General features: G+C 56.0%; 22 protein-coding genes. 17 read left to right on the plus strand and 5 right to left on the minus strand.

The genetic code is table 11. The features are described 5' to 3' along the window. The 3 genes from ACRQ84_RS00390 to ACRQ84_RS00400 all read left to right on the plus strand — a co-directional run bounded on the left by ACRQ84_RS00390 (nucleotide 1) and on the right by ACRQ84_RS00400 (nucleotide 3,588). Entirely contained in the window at nucleotides 1–774 is a 774-nt protein-coding gene (locus ACRQ84_RS00390; protein WP_483816888.1) for a glucosamine-6-phosphate deaminase, read from the plus strand. After that, the gene (locus ACRQ84_RS00395) at nucleotides 767–1,936 is read left to right on the plus strand and encodes an N-acetylglucosamine-6-phosphate deacetylase (RefSeq protein ID WP_483816889.1); all 1,170 of its coding nucleotides are present in this window, start codon (nucleotides 767–769) and stop codon (nucleotides 1,934–1,936) included. The genes ACRQ84_RS00390 and ACRQ84_RS00395 overlap by 8 nt, the downstream gene beginning before the upstream one ends. A gap of 125 nt (nucleotides 1,937–2,061) precedes the next feature. Next, entirely contained in the window at nucleotides 2,062–3,588 is a 1,527-nt protein-coding gene (locus ACRQ84_RS00400; protein ID WP_483816890.1) for an FAD-dependent oxidoreductase, read from the plus strand. Between the two features lie 44 nt (nucleotides 3,589–3,632). Here ACRQ84_RS00400 and proC read toward each other — a convergent pair whose 3' ends face one another. Further along, the gene (proC, locus tag ACRQ84_RS00405; RefSeq protein ID WP_064740399.1) at nucleotides 3,633–4,445 is read right to left on the minus strand and encodes a pyrroline-5-carboxylate reductase; all 813 of its coding nucleotides are present in this window, start codon (nucleotides 4,443–4,445) and stop codon (nucleotides 3,633–3,635) included. Nucleotides 4,446–4,592: 147 nt separating this feature from the next. On the opposite strand from proC, the gene ACRQ84_RS00410 reads away from it, so the two are divergent. Then, complete coding sequence (locus ACRQ84_RS00410) at nucleotides 4,593–5,036, plus strand: YaiI/YqxD family protein (RefSeq protein ID WP_064740400.1); 444 nt, start codon at nucleotides 4,593–4,595, stop codon at nucleotides 5,034–5,036. Here ACRQ84_RS00410 and ACRQ84_RS00415 read toward each other — a convergent pair whose 3' ends face one another. Continuing rightward, on the minus strand, nucleotides 5,037–5,738 hold the full coding sequence (locus tag ACRQ84_RS00415) for a DUF2076 domain-containing protein (RefSeq protein WP_483816891.1): 702 nt from the start codon (nucleotides 5,736–5,738) through the stop codon (nucleotides 5,037–5,039). It lies immediately after the preceding gene. A 284-nt stretch (nucleotides 5,739–6,022) separates the two neighbouring features. Between ACRQ84_RS00415 and aroL the strand changes: the two genes are divergently transcribed. From aroL to ppnP, 7 genes are all read left to right on the plus strand, one after another. Further along, nucleotides 6,023–6,547 (plus strand): shikimate kinase AroL, encoded by a 525-nt coding sequence (gene aroL, locus ACRQ84_RS00420; protein WP_064740402.1) that lies wholly within the window; start codon nucleotides 6,023–6,025, stop codon nucleotides 6,545–6,547. A 107-nt stretch (nucleotides 6,548–6,654) separates the two neighbouring features. Then, nucleotides 6,655–6,846: a YaiA family protein gene (locus ACRQ84_RS00425; protein ID WP_064740403.1), complete on the plus strand. Its 192-nt coding sequence runs from the start codon at nucleotides 6,655–6,657 to the stop codon at nucleotides 6,844–6,846. 307 nt (nucleotides 6,847–7,153) lie between these two features. Next, complete coding sequence (locus ACRQ84_RS00430; protein ID WP_483816892.1) at nucleotides 7,154–7,906, plus strand: IclR family transcriptional regulator; 753 nt, start codon at nucleotides 7,154–7,156, stop codon at nucleotides 7,904–7,906. Nucleotides 7,907–8,075: 169 nt separating this feature from the next. Continuing rightward, nucleotides 8,076–9,635: an OPT/YSL family transporter gene (locus tag ACRQ84_RS00435; protein WP_064740405.1), complete on the plus strand. Its 1,560-nt coding sequence runs from the start codon at nucleotides 8,076–8,078 to the stop codon at nucleotides 9,633–9,635. 15 nt (nucleotides 9,636–9,650) lie between these two features. Next, complete coding sequence (locus ACRQ84_RS00440) at nucleotides 9,651–10,583, plus strand: DUF1177 domain-containing protein (RefSeq protein ID WP_064740406.1); 933 nt, start codon at nucleotides 9,651–9,653, stop codon at nucleotides 10,581–10,583. A gap of 2 nt (nucleotides 10,584–10,585) precedes the next feature. After that, the gene (locus ACRQ84_RS00445) at nucleotides 10,586–11,263 is read left to right on the plus strand and encodes an AroM family protein (RefSeq protein ID WP_483817957.1); all 678 of its coding nucleotides are present in this window, start codon (nucleotides 10,586–10,588) and stop codon (nucleotides 11,261–11,263) included. A 104-nt stretch (nucleotides 11,264–11,367) separates the two neighbouring features. After that, nucleotides 11,368–11,652: a pyrimidine/purine nucleoside phosphorylase gene (gene ppnP / locus ACRQ84_RS00450; RefSeq protein WP_064740407.1), complete on the plus strand. Its 285-nt coding sequence runs from the start codon at nucleotides 11,368–11,370 to the stop codon at nucleotides 11,650–11,652. An 81-nt stretch (nucleotides 11,653–11,733) separates the two neighbouring features. Here the strand turns inward: ppnP and rdgC are convergent, their stop codons facing one another. Beyond that, entirely contained in the window at nucleotides 11,734–12,645 is a 912-nt protein-coding gene (gene rdgC / locus ACRQ84_RS00455; protein WP_064740410.1) for a recombination-associated protein RdgC, read from the minus strand. Between the two features lie 145 nt (nucleotides 12,646–12,790). Here rdgC and mak point away from each other — a divergent pair, with 145 nt between their 5' ends. Further along, nucleotides 12,791–13,702, plus strand: a complete 912-nt coding sequence (gene mak / locus ACRQ84_RS00460; RefSeq protein WP_483816893.1) for a fructokinase — start codon at nucleotides 12,791–12,793, stop codon at nucleotides 13,700–13,702. Nucleotides 13,703–13,778: 76 nt separating this feature from the next. Here the strand turns inward: mak and eat are convergent, their stop codons facing one another. Then, a complete protein-coding gene (eat, locus tag ACRQ84_RS00465) occupies nucleotides 13,779–15,143 on the minus strand; it encodes an ethanolamine permease (RefSeq protein WP_483817958.1) in 1,365 nt (454 codons plus the stop codon). Nucleotides 15,144–15,402: 259 nt separating this feature from the next. On the opposite strand from eat, the gene ACRQ84_RS00470 reads away from it, so the two are divergent. Together ACRQ84_RS00470 and qhpR are read left to right on the plus strand one after the other, a co-directional pair. Continuing rightward, nucleotides 15,403–16,407, plus strand: coding sequence for a phosphotransferase enzyme family protein (locus tag ACRQ84_RS00470; protein WP_064740412.1), 1,005 nt, complete (start codon nucleotides 15,403–15,405; stop codon nucleotides 16,405–16,407). Between the two features lie 237 nt (nucleotides 16,408–16,644). Continuing rightward, nucleotides 16,645–17,736, plus strand: a complete 1,092-nt coding sequence (qhpR, locus tag ACRQ84_RS00475; RefSeq protein WP_483816894.1) for an AraC-like transcriptional regulator QhpR — start codon at nucleotides 16,645–16,647, stop codon at nucleotides 17,734–17,736. On the opposite strand, the gene ACRQ84_RS00480 is transcribed toward qhpR, so the two are convergent. Next, nucleotides 17,666–18,085: a cell envelope integrity TolA family protein gene (locus ACRQ84_RS00480; RefSeq protein WP_483816895.1), complete on the minus strand. Its 420-nt coding sequence runs from the start codon at nucleotides 18,083–18,085 to the stop codon at nucleotides 17,666–17,668. The two genes, qhpR and ACRQ84_RS00480, sit on opposite strands and share 71 nt — an antisense overlap. Before the next feature lie 154 nt (nucleotides 18,086–18,239). On the opposite strand from ACRQ84_RS00480, the gene ACRQ84_RS00485 reads away from it, so the two are divergent. Genes ACRQ84_RS00485 through ACRQ84_RS00495 form a run of 3 tightly spaced genes read left to right on the plus strand, consistent with a single transcriptional unit; the run spans nucleotide 18,240 to nucleotide 19,938 of the window. Continuing rightward, the gene (locus ACRQ84_RS00485) at nucleotides 18,240–18,917 is read left to right on the plus strand and encodes a CsgG/HfaB family protein (protein WP_483816896.1); all 678 of its coding nucleotides are present in this window, start codon (nucleotides 18,240–18,242) and stop codon (nucleotides 18,915–18,917) included. A gap of 11 nt (nucleotides 18,918–18,928) precedes the next feature. Continuing rightward, on the plus strand, nucleotides 18,929–19,288 hold the full coding sequence (locus ACRQ84_RS00490; RefSeq protein ID WP_483816897.1) for a DUF4810 domain-containing protein: 360 nt from the start codon (nucleotides 18,929–18,931) through the stop codon (nucleotides 19,286–19,288). Beyond that, complete coding sequence (locus tag ACRQ84_RS00495) at nucleotides 19,285–19,938, plus strand: DUF799 domain-containing protein (protein WP_483816898.1); 654 nt, start codon at nucleotides 19,285–19,287, stop codon at nucleotides 19,936–19,938. The genes ACRQ84_RS00490 and ACRQ84_RS00495 overlap by 4 nt, the downstream gene beginning before the upstream one ends. The last annotated feature ends 42 nt before the right edge of the window (nucleotides 19,939–19,980 follow it).

Here is a 19,980-nt window from a genome sequence, read left to right on the forward strand (position 1 = left end):
ATGATGCTATTACAACAGGGAACCAGAGAACGCTTACGGGTTAAACGCTTTGCCAGTCGCGCTGCATTAGGTGCTGACGCGGCGCAGGATGTGGCAGCGTTTCTGCGTCAACGGTTGAGTGAACAGGATGTGGTGCGCATGGTATTTGCCGCCGCACCCTCGCAAAACGAGTTTCTCGCGGCGCTGGCTGCGGCAACGGATATCGACTGGTCGCGCATTCACGCCTTCCATATGGATGAGTACATTGGGCTTGAGCCGGATGCGCCGCAGCGTTTCAGCCACTTTTTACGCCAGCAGTTGTTTGATCGGGTGCAGCCTGGCGAAGTCAGTTTGATTCCATCTTGCGGCGATCCCGATGACATCTGTGCTGATTACGCGCAAAAACTCACGATGGCACCGATTGATGTAGTGTGTCTCGGTATTGGTGAGAACGGCCATTTAGCGTTCAACGATCCGCCGGTGGCTGACTTCAGCGATCCTTGCTGTGTGAAAGTGGTGCAGCTTGATGATGCCTGCCGCCAGCAGCAGGTCAACGAGGGTTGTTTCGCCACTTTCGCTGCGGTACCGACGCATGCGGTAACCTTAACGATTCCCACGTTGATGAGTGGAGCGCGGCTGTTCTGCATGGTGCCGGGCGCCAGTAAACGCGCGGCGGTGCGGGCAACGCTTCACGATGCCATCTCCACCGCGTGCCCGGCGACGCGTTTGCGTCAGCATGCCAATTGCACGCTCTACACCGATAGCGATGCTTGCCCGGAGGTGACGTTTGACTAGCCTCATGTTACGCGGCCGCGATTACCGCACGCTGCAACCGATTGAATTAGAGATTGAGCACGGCAGCATCGTGAATGTGCGTGCGCTGAGTGAGTTGCAAGAGGACGTAATCCTCGCGCCGGGCTTTATCGATCTGCAGGTTAACGGTTTTCAGGGTGTCGATTTCAACCATTTTCCGTTCAGCGAAGCGGATGTACTGCACGTCACGTGCGCACTATGGCAGCAAGGCGTCACCAGCTTTTTGCCGACGGTAATCACCGCCATGCCGCAGGCGATTGCGCAGGCGATGCAGCGGCTCGCCTGCGCCTGCCAACACCATCCTGAGGTTGCGCGCGCCGTGCCGGGTTTCCACCTTGAAGGGCCTTTTCTGTCGCCTGAAGATGGGCCGCGTGGTGCGCATCCGCATGAGGCAATTCGAGCGCCGGATATCGCGCTGTTCGACAGTTGGCAGCATGCCGCACAGCAGCATATTCGGCTGTTAACGCTGTCGCCGGAATGGCCGCACAGCGAGGCACTGATCAGGCATTGTGTGGCGCAGCAAGTGCGTGTTGCCATTGGGCACACCTCTGCAACGCCAGAGCAAATCCATGCGGCGGTAAAAGCGGGTGCGACGCTGTCCACTCATCTCGGCAACGGCGCGCATCTGCAACTGCCGCGTCATCCCAATTACATCTGGCAGCAGCTGGCCGAAGATGCGTTGACGGCAACCTTGATTGCGGATGGCGATCATCTGCCCGCGGACGTGCTGAAGGTGTTTCTGCGTGCCAAAGGCGAGCAGGCGCTGCTGGTCAGTGATGTCACTTCCTTTGCCGGGCAACCGCCGGGCATCTATGACACCGCCATTGGTGGCCGCGTGCAGCTTAGCGCCAGCGGTCGGCTTTGCATGGCGGATGCGCCGAAATTGCTGGCGGGCTCGGCGCGTGGCTTGCTGGAGGGGGTAAACTTCCTGCTGCGCCACCAGTTGGCGACGCTGGCGCAAGCAATTGAAATGGCGTCGCTGCGTCCGGCACGCCAGCTCAATCTGCCGCAGCAGAGAGGCCTGACCTGCGGCGCGCCCGCTGATGTGCTGCTGCTTGCTGCGCAGGCGGATGGCAGCGTGGCGTTACGCGGATGTGTGAAGCAAGGCGCTGTGGTGTGGAGAGCAGGCGAAGATTATCTTTAATGAATTAACAATGAGTTAACTCCCGCTGCGCTTTGTTGTTACGGACAAATCACCATGCTTTGCCAGGCTTACTCTTTGTAGGGATTTGCTGTTTACATCAAAAACCAAAAGAAAGGAGGCCTAACGTGAGCTATCAAACTGTCGTGGAACTCAAGTCGCTGGCGCAGCGCAAACCCACCAAATTTACCGTCGGCGATACCGATGTGGTGTTGATTCGTGACGACGATCGTGTGCAGGCGTTTCAGGCCAAATGTCCGCACGCCGGCGCGCCGTTAGAGCAGGGCGCGGTGTGTGGCGACAAGCTGATCTGTCCGTGGCACAAAGCGGTGTTTCAGCTGCAGGATGGGCAGATGTGCGAGCCGTTAGCGCTGGCGAATCTGAAGCGTTATCCGGTGCGTATTGAACAAGGTAATGTGCTGGTCAGTCCGCAGGCGATGTCGCCCGCCAGTGCGCCCTCCACACAAGGCGAGTCGCCGGTATGCGTGATTCTGGGATCGGGCGCGGCAGGGAGCGCGGCGATCTGGACACTGCGAGACGAAGGTTTTCGCGGACACATTGTCCTGGTGGAGCGAGAATCGGCCGCGCCTTACGATCGTACCGCGCTGAGCAAATTTGTGCCGTCAGGCAAAATGGCGATTGAAGATGTACCAAAGCTCTTAAAGCAGGATGTGCTCGGCGCCGTGGAGCGAATTCAGGGCGAGGTCGAACAGCTTAAAGCGCATGAGCAAAAACTGATCCTGAAAGGTGGCCAGCAGGTGAAGTTTGACCAACTGCTGATTGCCAGCGGCGGCGTGCCGCAACCGCTCGATATACCGGGCAAAGATTTGGACGGCGTGCATCTGCTGCGTTCGCTCAATCAGGCCGATGAGTTGTTAAAACAGGTCGATAAAACTGAGCAATTAGTGATTATCGGCAACAGCTTTATTGGCATGGAGATGGCGGGATCGCTGCGTAATCGCGATATCGATGTCACGGTGATTGCGCGTCATCCGCTGCCGTTTGCTAAACAGTTTGGTGAAGAGATTGGTCGCTACTTTTACGATCTGCATCGCAGCAACGGCGTGAAATTTGTTGAAGGCGATCCCGTGGCGCTGGAAGGCGAGGGCAAAGTCAGCGCCGTGCGCCTGAAGAGTGGCAAAAAAGTGGATGCCAGCTTAGTGCTGTTCGGAACCGGTGTGGTGCCGGCGACAAAATTCATCCACGACCTTCCGCTGGAAGAAGATGGCAGTTTGCTGACTGACAGCCAGCTACGTGTTGCTGATAACATTTGGGTGGCCGGTGATATCGCCAGTTATCCTTCGGTGCAGGGTCCGCAACGTATTGAGCACTATCGCGTGGCGCACCAGCAAGGGCGCATCGCGGCACTCAATATGTTGGGCAAACATATCCTCTATGATCGTGTGCCGTTTTTCTGGACTGCGCATTACGGCACGCGTTATGAGTATTTAGGGCATGCGGAGGAGTGGGATGATTACCGATTGCTGGGTTCGCTGCAGAATAAGCAGTTTATTGCTTTCTATTGCCGTGAAGGGATGATTGCGGCGGTGTGTTCAGCGGGCCTGTATACGCTGACAGCAGCGCTGGTGCAGGAGATGCAACAGCCTATGACGCTGGCGCAGGGAATTGCGCTTTATGAGGCGTACCAAGGGTAACATGGGTGCCCGAGGTCGCCATAATGGGCGACCTCCATACTCGCTTACTGCTTACTCAACGCCTCTGATTTCGCCATACACTGCTGCATCGCGTTAATCACCGCAGCGCGGAAGCCTTTCTCTTCCAGTACTTTTACCGCTTCGATGGTGGTGCCGCCCGGCGAGCACACCATATCTTTCAGCTCGCCCGGATGTTTACCGGTTTCCAGCACCATCTGCGCCGAGCCTTTTACCGCCTGCGCCGCGAACTGATACGCCTGCGCACGCGGCATGCCGCCAAGCACCGCTGCATCCGCCATCGCTTCAATAAACATAAACACATAGGCCGGCGCTGAACCGCTCACGCCAACCACCGCGTGAATCAGGTATTCATTCACCACCGCCGCTTTGCCGAAGCTCTCGAAAATCCCCACCACTTCATCCACTTCATGCGCTTCCACCAGCACGTTCGGCGTGACGGAGGTCATGCCTTCGTTCACCAGCGATGGCGTATTAGGCATCACGCGGATGATTTTGCGATCGTGGCCGAGGACCGACGCCAGAGAATCAAGCGTCACGCCAGCCGCAATCGAGACCACCAGCACATCTTTCTTCAGTTGGCCGGCAAGATCTTTCAGCACTTTGAGAATCACATTGGGTTTCACCGCGCCAAATAGGATGTCGACTTCACGCGCCAGGCTTTCTACGCTGTCCGCAGCGGTCACACCATATTGCTGTGCCATCGCCTGATTGGTGGCGGGCTTACGGTCAAACACCCAGATGTTGGCAGGGGCAATCTGCCCGCTGTTGACCAGTCCGCTGATGATAGCTTTAGCCATATTGCCGCAGCCGACAAACCCGATTTTCTTCTCCAGCATCGCTTTATCCTCTCAGTGGTTCATTTTCTGTGGGGGTAAGCTTACGTCAGCGAGGATTAATAACAAGGCGGGCAACCAGCAAAAAAAGTTGCCATTCTGCTGCAGCACGGCAAGATCAGCCTCATTGTCTGCGAAAAAGGATTCATCATGTCGATTTGGGTTGATGCGGATGCCTGTCCGAATGTTATTAAAGAAGTGTTGTACCGCGCTGCCGAGCGCGCCAACGTTACCGTGACGTTTGTCGCCAACCAGCCGCTGCGAGTGCCGCCGTCACCGTGGTTGAAAACGCTGCAGGTGGCCGCTGGGTTTGACGTGGCCGATAACGAAATTGTGAAACGCGTGCAGCCCGGTGAGCTGGTGATTACCGGTGATATTCCGCTGGCGGCGGAAGTGCTGGAGAAGGGCGCAGCGGCGTTAAATCCGCGCGGTGAACGTTATTCACCGGATACCATTCGCCAGCGTTTGACTATGCGTGATTTTATGGAAACGATGCGCGCCAGCGGGATTCAGAGTGGCGGACCGTCGACGTTAAGCCAACGCGACCGCCAACTGTTTGCCAATGAACTGGATAAGTGGTTACGGCAGCGCTAATCAGACGAAGCTGTCATCGTCATCAAAGTCGCCGCCACTGCCAAAGTCACCGAAATCATTGTTATCCGCAAGGTTGTTATCCCAACCCGAATTATCGTTCAGGAACGCATTGTTGCTGTCGTTGCCATTAAAGGTATCGAGGCTGTTATCCACCTGCGGCAGCGCCGGTTCGTTGATGATGTTAACAATCTCTTCCGGCTGTGAATGGTGGAACATGCTGGTCAGCATATCCGCCATTACCACGCCGCCCGCGACACCCACAGCCGTTTGCAACGCGCCGCCAAGGAAGCCAGTGCCGCGCGCCGGCGCCGCGCCATATTGCTGCTGCGGAGGCGGTGCATACTGCTGCTGCGGCTGCGGTGGGGGATTATTCCACGCCGGTTGCTGCTGTTGCGACGCTGCCGGACGCGAACCGCCGCCAAACAGGCTTGAGAGAAAACCGCCGCTGCTCTGCTGCGGTGCTTGTTGCTGCTGCGCCTGCGCCAGACGACTTTCCAGCTCTGTAACCTGCGCATTAAGTTTTTTCAGCGCCGCTTCCTGAATCAGGATCGCCTGCGACATGTAATACGGTGCGCCGGGCTGATTTTGTAAATGCTGTTTAATTAACTGTTCAGCACCGGCATCGCGCGGGCCGCTTTGGGTCTCTGCCTGTTTCAGTCGGCTGAACAGGTTATCAATAAGTTGTTGTTCTTCGTTTTGCATGGCAAACCTCCATTTACGGTATGACCCCATATATGAGGGCGCGGTTGAGGAAAGTAAATCAACGGCCTGGTAAGGAAATGTTGCCCGCTCTTACATTTTGGTCGATGCACGATTCATGCGCAGTTTTTCGCTGGCTATTCAAACGAATAGCTTAGGATGTGACTGAAATATGCGTAAAACGTGCCTCACGTGTGGCTGATAAAATAAAATCCAGGTATTATGCGACGCATTATTGACCTGATGACGATGCCCGTGCGGCACATTACGGCGGAGGATGAGCCCGGATGTCATTACCCATCTATCTGATCGGCGCACGCGGTTGCGGTAAAACCACGGTTGGCCAGGCGTTGTCGCAAGCGCTGGGCTATACCTTTAACGATACCGATCACTATCTACAACTCACTACGCAGCGAAGCGTGGCGGAGATTGTGGCATCTGAAGGGTGGGATAGCTTCCGTGCCCGCGAAACCGAATCGCTGCGTGCGGTTACCGCACCGAATACCGTTATCGCCACCGGCGGCGGCATGGTATTGGCGGAGGTAAACTGCCGCTTTATGCGCGAACACGGTCAGGTGATTTGGCTGAATGCACCCTCTGAAGTGCTGGCCGGTCGTCTTGAACATCAACCGGAAGCGGCGCAGCGTCCAACCTTGACTGGCCGCCCGATCGCCGAAGAGATGGGCGATATCCTGCGCGAGCGTGCGCATCTGTATCGTCAAACGGCCCATCACGAAGTGGATGCCATGCAATCGCCGGATCGCGTTGTAGAGCAAATCCTGCGCGCGCTGTCACTCGCACGCGCGAGCTAACCCCTCAGATTCTTCTCTCTTTTTTTGCAGCGATCCTCAGTTGTCTATACTTAGCGGTAGGCAGAGGATCACCACTGTCTGTGGACAACTGAAAAAGAGGGAACATTATGCCAAGCAGACCACCGTACCCGCGTGAAGCTCGCATCGTTAGCGTCGAAAAAGGCTCGGCGGACCAAACCGTGACCTGGTATGAATTACGCGCCGACCATCCCAAACCCGATACGTTAATTAGTGAACACAAAACCGAAGCCGAAGCGCAAGATGCTAAAGAGCGCTACGAAGATGTCGAAAAAGAGTAAAGGTTTCGAAAACGGTTAATGTCGGCTGGCAAGGACGCCGGCACAAATTTGGTTACTTTCCGTTGCTAAAGGTTTTTATTAATTCTGCTAAATATCTGTCATCCACAAATAAATCTGCACACCTTCCTGCTGAATATATTGCTCGCCTGATAACGTCATTTAATTCTCTTTTTCCACCGTATTTTATGCTGCCTTAAATCTGATGAGAAAAGTCCGGCTTAAAATTTGCGCTTGACGCAGTAAGCGTAGCGTTTTACTTTCGAGAACTTGATAGAGGAACTCAGTTCCGCATAGTGAAACAAGCGCCATGACGACACTCGAAAATGCCTCCGCGGTACTTAAGCTTTTCCAGCGCTTTAGCGTGACGCAGGGCCATCCCGGCTTGACCTTTACCGAGGTGGTTGATGCGTTGAGCTTGCCGAAAAGTACGGTGTCGCGCCTGCTGGCGACCATGGAAAGTGAAGGGTTGCTCGAGCGCGATACCGAGAGTCGCTGTTTTCAGATTGGTCGCGTGCTGCTGTCGGTTGCCGGTCATTATCTGTCTACGCCGCTGGTGGATAGCGCTTCGGCGCCGATGGCGCGTCTGGCGGCCAGCAGTGGGTGCATGGGCTATATCTCGGTGCTGGATGGTGATGATGTGTTGGTCATGCGCATGTATCACGGTCGTTTTTTTACCCAACTGGTGACACCGCCAGGCACGCGGGTTTCATTAACCGGTACCTCGACCGGACGCGTACTGTTGGCGCAGTTGAGTGAGGAAGAGGTTCGCGATCGTTTCGCCAGCAACTGGCAGGCGGCGTCGATGAACTCTCCGCTGACGCTGGATGATTTGTGTAAAGAATTAGCGGTGATTCGCCAACAAGGCTGGGCACTGGCGCGCAATGAGACGCTGCCAGGCATCAGTTCTCTGGCGGTGTCTGTAACCAACAAACATCGCGGCGAAAGTGCCGCGCTGTGCCTCTCGTTTTTATCGCAAGAAGCAGCGCCCGGATACCCGGAAGCACTGCTCAGTGAACTACGCGCAACGGCTGCACTGATGGCCGAAAAATACGGCGCATAACCTTATTTTCGATTTAAAGGCGTTTATTCGCGCCACACCAGGGAAATAGCAGGTCTTCGGACCTGCTTATTTCAATAATCAGGGAACGATTAAATAAAGATGTGGATGTCCCGCGTGCCGGGCATTGCATTTTAATGCGTTTTCTTCAGGGTGAAAATACGGGGATCTCATGCGTCAAAATAATCCAATAAAAAGTGTTGGCGTTGCCTTAATGCTGGTTCTGCTGTCGGTTGCAGGCGCCATCATTGGGGTTCAGCTTATTACCACCATTGGGGTGACACCCAATACCTCTATTATCGGCGCGCTGTTTGCCATGCTGTTGGCGCGTATTCCACTGCAATGGTTTCGGCGCTATCGCTCTATTGAAGTGCAAAACCTCGCGCAAACCGCCATCTCTTCTGCCACCTTCGGTGCGGCCAACAGCCTGTTAATGCCCATTGCGGTGCCGTGGGCGCTGGGCGAACCGCAGCTGGTGCTGCCGCTGTTTGTCGGCGTCAGTGCGGCGATGTTGCTGGATGCCTATTTACTCTATCGCCTGTTCGATACGCGCGTGTTCCCGGCCAGCAATGCATGGCCGCCGGGCGTGGCGGCAGCGGAAGCGATCAAAGCCGGTGATAAAGGCGGTCGTCAGGCATGGCTGCTGGTGGTGGGAATTGTCGGCGGCATAGTCGGTTCGATGCTGAAGATCCCCATGTCGGCATTTGGTACCGCGTTTATCGGCAATATCTGGGCGCTGAGCATGCTCGGCATCGGTTTCCTACTGCGTGCTTATGCGCAACCGGTTGCGGGTATCGATATCAACGCACTGTATATTCCGCATGGCGTGATGGTTGGGGCGGGTTTAGTGGCGCTGATTCAGGTGGTGCAGGTGATTCGCAGCCGCCGCAATGATCAGCTCAACGTCAGCCGTAGCGACAGCGAAGTAAAACGTTCGCTCGGTTTTGGCACCGTGGGCTACATCGTCATCTCCACACTGCTGGCGCTGGCAGGCGGTTTATGGAGCCAGATGGGCCTGCCGATGCTGGTGCTGTTTATTCTCTATGCCGCCTTTGCCGCCTTCGTGCATGAATTGATCGTTGGTATCGCCGCCATGCACTCCGGCTGGTTCCCGGCTTTTGCCGTGGCGCTGATTACGTTGATTCTCGGTATTTTGCTTGGCTTCCCGCCGCTGGCGTTGTGTCTGCTGTGCGGCTTTACCGCCGCCACCGGTCCGGCGTTTGCCGATATGGGTTATGACCTGAAAGCCGGTTTTATCCTGCGCGGTAACGGTGCCGATGTGCAGCAAGAGCTGTGGGGCCGCCGCATCCAGCTGATCGCCGCGATGATCGCCTTTGTCATCTGTATTCCGGTGGTGTGGTATGCGCACACGATTTTCTTTGCGGAGAATCTGCTGCCGCCGGTGGCGCGCGTTTACGCTAAAACCATTCAGGCCGGTGCGGAGCCGGGTATCGCCGGTAATCTGCTGATGTGGGCGATACCGGGCGCGATTATTCAGTTGATCGGCGGACCGAAGCGTCAGCTTGGCGTACTGCTGGCGACCGGCTTATTAATCAACAACGCCGCTGCCGGTTGGGCTGTGATGGTGGGCATCGCGTTGCGTATCCTGATCCTGCGCGTGTGGGGTGAGCGTGGACGTTCACCGATGGAGGTGATGGCCGCTGGATTTATCGCGGGTGACGCGCTTTACAGCTTCTTCCATTCACTTTTTGCCAGTGGCACCAAAAAATAATCCAGGGAATTCATTATGAGTTTACAGCAGACACTACAGGTCTTTGAGTTACTCGATAGCGCCTACATTGATGGCCAACAGGTGGTGGATTTGTTCGCTGCCTATCCGGGCGTGACCGCCAGCACAAAACGCGTTAGCGGGCCAAAAGGGCGTACCGACTTCGTCCGCATCGATATCCCCGGCGCGCAGGGCAAAAGTAACGGCGGCAACGCACCGACGCTCGGCATTATTGGTCGCCTCGGCGGTATCGGCGCGCGGCCAACGCGAATTGGTATGGTGTCAGACGCCGATGGCGCCGTCGCGGCGGTGAGCAGTGCGCTGAAGCTGGCGCAGATGCAGACGAAAGGTGACGTGTTGGCCGGTGATGTGATCATCACCACCCACATCTGTCCAGATGCACCAACGCGTCCGCACGAACCGGTCGATTTCATGGATTCGCCGTGCGACGACATCACCATGAATGACAATGAAGTGATTGCTGGCGTTGATGCGATTTTGTCGATCGATACCACCAAAGGTAACCGCATCCTCAATCACAAAGGCTACGCGCTGTCGCCGACAGTGAAAGAGGGCTACATCCTGCGTGTCTCAGAAGATCTGTTACGCATCATGGAGATGACCAGCGGCCAACCGGCAGTCACCTTCCCGATCACCACGCAGGACATCACACCTTACGGCAACGGGGTTTACCACCTCAACAGCATTCTGCAGCCTTCAACCGCCACCGATGTGCCGGTGGTCGGCGTGGCGATCTGCGCGCAGTCGGTGGTGCCTGGCTGTGGTACCGGCGCGAGTCACGAAGTGGATATCGCCTCTGCGGTGAAGTTTGCGGTGGAAGTGGCGAAAGAGTTCGGACGCGAAACCTGCCAGTTCTATGACGCGCAAGAGTACGCGCTGCTGCTATCTTTGTATGGTAGTCTCAGCCACTTGCGTAACCGGAAAGCCTGATGATGAATATGTCCCTGATCACTCTTACCATTGGTCAATCACCGCGCAGCGACATTCTGCCGCTGCTGCAGGAATATTTGCCCGCCGATCAGGTAGCGCATGCCGGTTTACTCGACGGTCTGACGCTGGCTGATGTCGAGTCGCAGTATGGGCCTGCACCGGGCGACAAGGTGCTGGTGTCACGCATGACCAGTGGCGAGCAAGTGCGCCTGTCCGGGCCAAAAGTAGAGCAGGGACTGCAACGTAAGATCAACGCGCTTGAACAGCAGGGCTACGACACCATTTTGCTGTTGTGTACCGGTGAGTTCGGCGCGCTGAAAACCCAATCCGCTTTATTGCTGGAGCCGGATCGCATCATTCCCCCGCTGGTGCGCGCGATTGTGCAAGAGCATAAAGTCGGCATTGTGGTGCCGGTGGAGGAGCAGATTGCCGAGCAGGCCAACAAGTGGCGCAATCTGAACAGCCCGCCGTGCTTTGCCGTCGCCAGTCCGTATCTGGCGGAGCAGGCCGATTTGATGGATGCGGGATTGTCGCTGCAGGAGCAGGGTGCGGATGTGGTGGTGCTGGATTGCATCGGCTATCACCAAAAGCACCGCGATTTCCTGCAGAAAATGCTGGGCATTCCGGTTCTGCTGTCGAACGTGCTGGTGGCCAAGCTGGCGGCAGAATTGATCGTCTAATGCGAGCAGATCACAAGTTGCAATCTGTGGCGCTAATTCGCGTGACAGATCAGCGAGTTCCTTAGTAATCTGCCAGTCACGATAATGTGCTGTGAGGAAGTAATATGCTCAATACGAGTGAGTATTTCGACGGAAAAGTGAAATCCATTGGTTTCGACAGCGTGACCATTGGCCGTGCCAGCGTTGGCGTGATGGCGGAAGGTGAATACACCTTCGGCACCAATCAACCGGAAGAGATGACGGTGGTGAGCGGCGCGCTAAAAGTGCTGCTGCCGGGCGAAACTGAGTGGAAATGGTATGAAGCCGGTTCCGTCTTCAGCGTACCGGGCCAGAGCGAATTTCATCTGCAGGTGGCAGAGCCTTCCTCTTATCTGTGCCGCTATTTATAAGTTGTAGTGGAACCCGAATTTTATCAACCTGCCGTTCCTTTGGGATGGCAGGTTTTTTGCTGCAATCAGCCACGCACCGTTTTAACGCTTCGCTTCTCCGCCTAACGCTTCCACCAGATTCGCGATCAGCGCGGCCAGTTCGCTGGTCATCAAAATGAAATCGGCATCGAAACGCTGAGCGAAATCATCGCGGTCAATGTCATCATTCTGCTCACGCAGCGTGTCGCTGAACTTCAGGCGTTTTACCGAAGCATCATCGGCGATAACCAACTGAATGCGTTCCTGCCAGTCGAGCGCCAGTTTGGTGACCACTTTACCGGCTTCAATGTGCGTGGCGATCTCGTCAGAGATCAAATCCTGCTTCTTGCAGCGGATCACGCCGCCATCTTCCAGCATCGCTTTCAGCTCGGCTTCATCCATCAAAGCAAAACCAGCGGGCAACTCACCGGAACGCACCCATTCGGTCAGCGTCAGTTCGATCGGATTTTCCAGCGTCAGCGGCACCACCGGCAGCGAACCGAGGCTCTTACGCAGTAATGCCAGCGTATCTTCAGCTTTTTTAGCGCTGGCGCAATCGACGATGATCAGGTTATTGACGGTATCGATCCACATATAAGTCTGGCTGAAACGGCTAAACGCACGCGGAAGCAGGCTGTGCAGCACTTCATCTTTCAGCGAGTCTTTCTCCGTCTTCTTCAGCTTGCGGCTCTGTTCCGCTTCCAGCTTGTCGATTTTGGCTTCCAGCGCCTGCTTCACCACCGGCGACGGCAGGATTTTTTGCTCGGTGCGTGCGCAAATCACCATCTGTCCGTTGATTTCATGCGTCAGCGATTCGCCGCGATTGCCCATTGGTGAAACCCAACCGGTTTTCGCCATATCCTGGCTGCCGCACGGTGAAAAGGTGAAGGCGTCGAGCTGTTTTTCCAGATCGTCTGCGGACAGCGGAATGTCACGATTCAGACGATAAACCATCATATTTTTAAACCACAACATCGGGATTCCTTACCGTGGGTGCGATCGGGCGCACAAGTCTCAAAGTCAGCGCGCATGATAGCGAAACATCGGATTCGTTTCATTGCCTTTCCCGATTCAGCCTTCTACTGTATTGGTCACCAGAACGAATAATGAGGAATAAATCGTGCGTATCGGGATTGATTTAGGCGGTACCAAAATTGAAGTAATTGCCTTGTCCGATCAGGGTAAAGAACTGTTCCGTCATCGCGTCAATACGCCGCGTGACGACTACGCTGCCACGGTTCAGGCGATTGTCGATTTGGTGTTGCTGGCGGAAGAAAAAACCGGTCAGCAGGGCACGGTCGGCATCGGCATTCCCGGCACGATTTCCCCGTATACGCAGCGGGTGAAGAATGCCAACTCAACCTGGTTAAACGGTCAGCCGCTGGATAAGGATTTAGCCCAGGCGCTGAATCGTGACGTGCGCATCGCCAATGATGCGAATTGTCTGGCGGTTTCCGAAGCCGTTGATGGTGCGGGGGCGGGTCAGCCGCTGGTGTTTGCCGTGATTATCGGCACCGGTTCTGGTGCAGGCGTGGCGATTGGCGGTGAGTCGCGCATTGGCGGTAACGGCAATGCGGGTGAGTGGGGCCACAATCCGCTGCCGTGGATGGACGAGGATGAACTGCGCCATCGCGCTGAAGTGCCGTGTTATTGCGGCTTGCAGGGCTGCATTGAGACCTTCGTGTCGGGCACGGGTTTTGCCATCGATTATCAGCGTCTGAGCGGCAAAACGTTAAAAGGTGCGGAAATCATCAAGCTGATTGAGCAGCAGGATCCCGTGGCGGAACTGGCGATGAATCGCTACGAAATGCGTCTGGCGAAATCACTGGCGCAAGTGGTGAACTTGCTCGATCCCGATGTGATTGTGCTGGGTGGCGGTATGAGCAATAACGATCGCTTGTATCAAACCGTGCCAGCGCTGATGAAGCAGTGGGTGTTTGGCCGCGAGTGTGAAACACCGGTACTGAAGGCGGTTCACGGTGATTCGAGTGGTGTGCGTGGGGCGGCGTGGCTGTGGCCGGTAAAGAGTTAACAGAGGTCGCCATAAATGGCGACCCTACACACCCGACACATTCCGTAGGGTCGCCATTTATGGCGACCTGCTAACATCACTCACCCACTAACATCGAATCCTGTGGTGCATTATCGCGCTGGGCTTTGGTTGCCAGGAAGTAGACGTATCCCACCGCCATAATCGCCACAAACAAGGCACCAATCACCGGGTTAAACCACAGCATTGCCACCAGACACACCAGCGATAGCACCAGCGCAATACCCGGCACAATCGGATAGCCCGGCGCACGGAAGCTGCGTTCCATCTCCGGCGCCGTCCGGCGCAGTTTAAACAGGCTCAGCATGCTCATCAGATACATCACTATCGCGCCGAACACCGCCATGGTGATCATCGCGGCCGTCAGCGTCATACCTTGCAAATTGATAAAGCCATCGCTGTAGATCGCGGCGATACCAATCAAACCACCGGCGATAATTGCGCGATGCGGCGTCTGGAAGCGTGACAGTTTCGCTAAACTGGGCGGCAGATAACCGGCGCGGGCGAGGGCGAAGAACTGGCGCGAATAGCCGAGAATAATACCGTGGAAGCTGGCAATCAGACCAAACAGGCCAATCCACACCAGCATATGCATCCAGTTAGAGTTTTCACCCACGATCATCTTCATCGCCTGTGGCAAAGGATCGTTGATGTCTGACAGCTTGCGCCAGTCACCTGCACCGCCCGCCAGCAACATCACGCCAATCGCCAGCACCACCAGCGTCAAAATGCCGGTGATATAGGCTTTGGGAATGGTGCGTTTCGGGTCTTTGGCCTCTTCCGCCGCCATCGCAGCGCCTTCAATCGCGAGGAAGAACCAGATGGCGAAGGGAATGGCGGCGAAGATGCCCGACATTGCTGGCATGCCAAAGTGATCGCTGCCCGCCCAGCCGTTGGCGGCAAAGTTGGCGAGGCTGAAGCCCGGCGACACCACGCCCATAAACACCAATAGCTCCAGAACCGCCAGCACCGTGACCACCAATTCGAACATCGCCGCCAGCTTTACGCCGAGAATGTTCAGCGTCATAAACACGATGTAGGCACCCACCGCAGCGGTTTTCGGATTGAGATCGGGATATTGCACGTTGAGGTAGGCACCAATCGCCATCGCAATAGCGGGTGGGGCGAACACGAACTCAATCAGCGTGGCCAGGCCGGCAATCAAACCACCGGTTTCACCGAACGCGCGGCGGCTATAAGCAAATGGGCCACCGGCATGGGGAATCGCGGTGGTCAGTTCGGTAAAGCTAAAAATGAAGCAGGTATACAGGGTGGCGATCATTGCGGTGGTGATCAAAAATCCCAGCGTGCCCGCCACGCCCCAGCCATAACTCCAGCCAAAATATTCACCGGAAATCACCAGTCCAACCGCAATGCCCCACAAATGCAGGGTGCCCAGCGTGGGTTTGAGCTTATTCGTCATCATCTTCTCCCCGTCGTCATTGTTGGTGCGGCAGCTTCACCGCGCTTTTTTATCTTTACGCTACAGTGAAGTGATAATGCCGTGGCCTGGCGCGGGAAAACTTGACGCGGGCGCAGTGAGTTTTGTCCTCCACGGTCAACTCTGAGGCAAGAAAAGTGCCAGATGCACGCTGCGGTCAACTTTGGGTTGTCTGCGGTCAAGCAGTCAGGACGACGTCATCCCATGCTGATAACACGTGCTTGATGCTGGAGACTGATGAATGAGTGCCGAACAATCCGATAGCTTAACCGATGCTGAAATCACCCTGCTGGCGCACCAGGCGCTGGCCTGTTATCCCGCCGCGCTGCGTGGCGAGCTGAAGCTGCTATGCCGCTCGGAAAATGCCACCTTTCTGTTGCAGGCGGCGGGCAAACGCTATGCGCTGCGCCTGCATCGCCCTAACTACCACAGCAAAGCGGACATCCAAAGCGAGCTGCTGTGGCTGGATGCGCTGCGTGACATCGGCATCATGGTGCCGCAGGCGATCCCGGCCAGCGATGGCGAAAGCGTGTTGACGCTGCCGATGGCGAACAGCGCAGAGCGTTATGCGGTGCTGTTCCACTGGATCGAAGGTGAAATGCCCACCACCGACGTTGATCCCAAAGCTTTCCAACAGCTCGGCCACATCACTGCGCGCCTGCATCAGCACAGCCGCAGCTGGCAGAAACCGGCGGGTTTCCAGCGCATCATTTGGGATCATCACACCATGGTCAGCGATCATAGTCATTGGGGACGCTGGCAGGATGCGCCGAACCTCAATCCGGCCGATCACAGCATCGTTACCGAAGCGGTGACGCGTGTGGGGCAGGAGCTGCAAGGCTTTGGTAAAGGTGCGGATCGTTATGGTTTGATCCACGCCGATCTGCGCCTGACCAATCTGTTGCTGCACAAAGGTGAAACGCGGGTGATCGATTTTGATGACTGCGGACTGGGCTGGTATCTGCACGATCTGGCTGCGGCGATCAGTTTCGTGGAGCATCATCCACGCGCCGCCGAATGGGTCGATAACTGGATCCTCGGTTACGAAAAAGTGGCGCATATCAGCGATGAAGAGATGGCGCTGGTGCCGACGTTATTGATCCAGCGGCGTATTCAGATGACGGCGTGGATGGGATCGCATGCGGATACGGAAATGGCGCTGAGTCTTGGACCGCGCTGGGCTGACCATTCGGTGCGGCTGTGCCGACGTTACCTGGAAACCAATCAGCTGCCGGTTGGCGTTTGATGCACCAGCAGTGAGCAGCTTTGCGCTGTCACGGCGCAATCGAGGTCGCCATAAATGGCGTAATGCCGACGTTGGTACCAAGGTGCGCATGAATGCGCACCCTACGAAAACCCAGCTCTGTAAACGTAGGGTCGCCATTCATGGCGACCTGGCAATAAAACCCGCAGATCATCCGCCTGGTACGAAAATTGCTGGAATCCTCAATCCGTTCCCTTCGCGCCACCTTGTGAGGTTCCAATGCAATCTCTGATGACACCCACCGAAGCCTTTAGCGCCTTAACCGTCGACGCCAGTAACCGCGGCGTTTTGGCAGCGGCGGCCACCGGACTCAGCGGCTTTATCACTGACAAAGGCGGCGATGTTGACCGTATCTTTGGCATTAGTGGCATCAACGCCGAACTGCTGGCAAGCCCCACGCTGAGTCTGGGTTTGGTGAACTACTGCCGCGTGATGGAAGAAGCGGCGCGCCATTCCGGTTTTGATAACTTCGGTTTGCATTACGGCAAGCAGTTCAAACCGCAGTCATTAGGCTTGATTGGGTATATCGGGCTCTGTTCGCCCACGCTGGAGCAGGCGCTGCACAACGTGGTGAATGCGTTTCCATGGCATCAGCACGATACGCTGACGCGGCTGGTGGATAAAGGCGAGTGCTGGCGGCTCGATTATCAGGTGCGCCACGGTGCGATTCTCTCACGACGTCAGGATGCTGAGCTGACGCTCGGCATGTTCCTCAACCTGATCCGCCATGTTGCCGGCAAGCACTGGGCGCCGCGCGAAGTGCATTTTGAACACCCGCGCCCGGAGCAGTGGCACGAGCACTGCAAAGTCTTTGATGCGCCAGTGTGGTTCGATCAACCCTTCAATTCATTACTGATCCCAAAACGCGATCTGTTGCGCACGATGCCAGAACAGGATCCGATGTTGTTGATGGTGATGCAGGATGCCATTCGCCGTCTCAACAGTTGTGCCAGCCTGCAAAGCGTGGTGGAACAGGCGCGTTCGCAGGTCAATCTGTCGCTAATGCAAGGCGAGCCGGTGCTGGAGGAGATTGCCGATAAAATGGGGCTGTCGAGCTGGTCGCTGCAACGGCGGCTGCGTGAAGAGGGCATCAGTTTCACGGCGCTGGTCGACAAGGTGCGCTGCGAGATGGCGACTCACTATTTGCAACAAAAGCAGCTGCCGATCTCAGAATTGGCGCTGCTGCTCGGCTATTCCGAAGTCAGCGCCTTTTCTCGTGCGTTCCGTCGCTGGTTTGGTATTAGCCCGCGCCAGTGGCGTCAGGATGGATCGGCGTCGCCGGGGCAAAACCGAACCACGCTGGCTGGCTAGTATCCGGCGGCGGCGGTAAATCTTTGTTTTGACCAACCAATTGCCAGGCGCGCAGGCACAGCGTTTCATCGCCTTGCGTCTGCGTCACCGCGTAGCGCCCGCTGCTTTGCCATTCGAGTCGCACCAGACATTGCTGACCCGCATAACGCCGGGCATCACGGAAATGTTGGTTGAGCTGATGCTGCATTTCATCAGCCCATTTACACGATGCGCTACCCGGCGCGCGCTGCGGCTGACAGAGATTGGCGATGCTATCCTGTTGCTTTGGCTGAGGATGCTGGCAAGCGCTGAGCGCGAAAGCAATCATTAACCCGCCCAATAATCCCGTCATTCGATTAATTAAATTCATTAATATGCCTGTCTTTTCACTAAAGTTCCTCTCCCTCAATGCCGACAGTCTACAGACCGATTCAATCAATGCTATGGCATTACTCTGACTGTCGGCAGAACCAGAATTTGCCGCCACTTCGCGGCTTTATCTCCTTTTGATTCATGGATTAGAAATGCAGAAAAAATATGCCCTTGCGGCACTCTCCTTGTTAAGCGTTTCGGTGCTCAGCGGTTGCGCCACCGAATCGTCACGTGTCATTGAAGCACCACAAGTACGCGCGGCCAGCCAGCCCGCGTACCAAGGCGTACGCAGCCCGATTGCGGTCGGCCAGTTTGATAACCGCTCGTCGTACATGAACGGCATCTTCTCCGACGGCGTTGATCGTCTTGGCAATCAGTCGAAAACCATTTTGGTCACCCATCTACAGCAGACCAATCGCTTCAACGTGCTGGATCGCAGCAACCTGAAAGAGTTGCAGCAGGAAGCGGGCTTTAAGAAGAGCCAGCAAAACATTAAAGGCGCCACCTACATCATCACCGGCGATATCACCGAATTTGGCCGTAAAGAAGTGGGCGATCAGCAGCTGTGGGGCATTTTGGGACGCGGTAAGAACCAAATCGCCTACGCCAAAGTGAACCTGAATGTGGTTGATGTTACCACCTCAGAAGTGGTGTACAGCGCGCAGGGCGCGGGCGAATTCAAGCTGTCGGCGCGTGAGGTTATCGGGTTTGGCGGTACGGCCAGCTATGACTCGACGCTGAATGGCAAAGTGATGGATCTGGCGATCCGTGAAGCGGTGGATCACTTAGTCGATGGCATTAACAGCGGCGCATGGCGTCCGGCGAAATAAGGATATTGAGCATGAAATTGTTGCAACTGAGTGCGGCGCTGTTCGCCGCCGGCGTGCTGGCGGGCTGCGCACCGAAAGGGCCGGAGCCCATCTACTACTGGGGCGATTATCAGCAGCAGATCTACAGCTACTACAAAAATGACAGCGATCCGCAAAAGCAGATTGAGGCACTGAATCTGGATATCGAAAAAGCCAAAGCGGTTAACAAGCCAGTGGCGCCAGGCCTGCACGCGCAATTGGGGCTGCTGTACGCCAAAAACGGTGATACCGATAAAGCCTTCGGCCAGTTTGCCACCGAGAAACAGCTGTTCCCGGAATCGGCCCCGTACATGGACTTTCTGATGAAGAAAAAACAAGGAGTTGCCCAGTGAAAAAAATCATTGCTGCTTGTGGTGTGCTCGCCGCACTGCTGCTGACCGGTTGTGCGCACAAAAAGCCGTATGACTACAGCGCCTTCCGCGCCAGCAAACCGGCATCTATTCTGGTGCTACCGGCGGATAACCGTGCGCCCGATGTGAATGCGGCCAACAGCTTCACCTCTTTGGTGACGCGTCCACTGGCCGAAGCAGGCTATTACGTGTTCCCGGTGGCGGTGGTGGATGAAACCTTCCAGCAGAACGGATTGACCAATGGCCATGAAATCCAGGCCGTTAGCCCGCAGCGCCTGCACGATATTTTCCACGCCGACAGCGCGCTGTACATTTCTGTTACCGATTACGGCAGCAGTTATCAGGTCATTCAGAGCGTGACCAAGGTGTCGGCAACGGCACGCCTGGTGGATTTGCGCAGCGGAAAAGAGCTGTGGCAGGGGATTGCCACCGCCAGCGACGCGGAAGACGGCAACAACAATAACGGCGGCATTATCGGCATGTTGGTCTCCGCTGCGATTAAGCAGATTTCCAGCAACGTGTCCGATAAGGCGCACACTATCGCCGGTGTCACCAGCGCCCGTTTATTAGCGCAAAACGAGCAGGGCGGTTTACTGGTCGGCCCGCGTTATAAGTTGGCGACAGTAAGGTAAAACCCGGTGCGCATGAATGCGCACCCTACGTAGGGTCGCCAT

Source organism: Pantoea sp. E2023-21, from assembly GCF_051302795.1.
Classification (GTDB): domain Bacteria; phylum Pseudomonadota; class Gammaproteobacteria; order Enterobacterales; family Enterobacteriaceae; genus Pantoea; species Pantoea ludwigii_A.

Excerpts from the sequence above, each read along its gene's own strand:
- ACRQ84_RS00390 (WP_483816888.1), top strand. The coding sequence starts at position 1 with ATGATGCTATTACAACAGGGAACCAGAGAACGCTTACGGGTTAAACGC.
- proC (WP_064740399.1), bottom strand. The coding sequence starts at position 4,445 with ATGCTGGAGAAGAAAATCGGGTTTGTCGGCTGCGGCAATATGGCTAAA.
- ACRQ84_RS00410 (WP_064740400.1), top strand. The coding sequence starts at position 4,593 with ATGTCGATTTGGGTTGATGCGGATGCCTGTCCGAATGTTATTAAAGAA.
- ACRQ84_RS00415 (WP_483816891.1), bottom strand. The coding sequence starts at position 5,738 with ATGCAAAACGAAGAACAACAACTTATTGATAACCTGTTCAGCCGACTG.
- aroL (WP_064740402.1), top strand. The coding sequence starts at position 6,023 with ATGTCATTACCCATCTATCTGATCGGCGCACGCGGTTGCGGTAAAACC.
- ACRQ84_RS00425 (WP_064740403.1), top strand. The coding sequence starts at position 6,655 with ATGCCAAGCAGACCACCGTACCCGCGTGAAGCTCGCATCGTTAGCGTC.
- ACRQ84_RS00430 (WP_483816892.1), top strand. The coding sequence starts at position 7,154 with ATGACGACACTCGAAAATGCCTCCGCGGTACTTAAGCTTTTCCAGCGC.
- ACRQ84_RS00435 (WP_064740405.1), top strand. The coding sequence starts at position 8,076 with ATGCGTCAAAATAATCCAATAAAAAGTGTTGGCGTTGCCTTAATGCTG.
- ACRQ84_RS00440 (WP_064740406.1), top strand. The coding sequence starts at position 9,651 with ATGAGTTTACAGCAGACACTACAGGTCTTTGAGTTACTCGATAGCGCC.
- ACRQ84_RS00445 (WP_483817957.1), top strand. The coding sequence starts at position 10,586 with ATGAATATGTCCCTGATCACTCTTACCATTGGTCAATCACCGCGCAGC.
- ppnP (WP_064740407.1), top strand. The coding sequence starts at position 11,368 with ATGCTCAATACGAGTGAGTATTTCGACGGAAAAGTGAAATCCATTGGT.
- rdgC (WP_064740410.1), bottom strand. The coding sequence starts at position 12,645 with ATGTTGTGGTTTAAAAATATGATGGTTTATCGTCTGAATCGTGACATT.
- eat (WP_483817958.1), bottom strand. The coding sequence starts at position 15,143 with ATGACGAATAAGCTCAAACCCACGCTGGGCACCCTGCATTTGTGGGGC.
- ACRQ84_RS00470 (WP_064740412.1), top strand. The coding sequence starts at position 15,403 with ATGAGTGCCGAACAATCCGATAGCTTAACCGATGCTGAAATCACCCTG.
- qhpR (WP_483816894.1), top strand. The coding sequence starts at position 16,645 with ATGCAATCTCTGATGACACCCACCGAAGCCTTTAGCGCCTTAACCGTC.
- ACRQ84_RS00480 (WP_483816895.1), bottom strand. The coding sequence starts at position 18,085 with ATGAATTTAATTAATCGAATGACGGGATTATTGGGCGGGTTAATGATT.
- ACRQ84_RS00485 (WP_483816896.1), top strand. The coding sequence starts at position 18,240 with ATGCAGAAAAAATATGCCCTTGCGGCACTCTCCTTGTTAAGCGTTTCG.
- ACRQ84_RS00490 (WP_483816897.1), top strand. The coding sequence starts at position 18,929 with ATGAAATTGTTGCAACTGAGTGCGGCGCTGTTCGCCGCCGGCGTGCTG.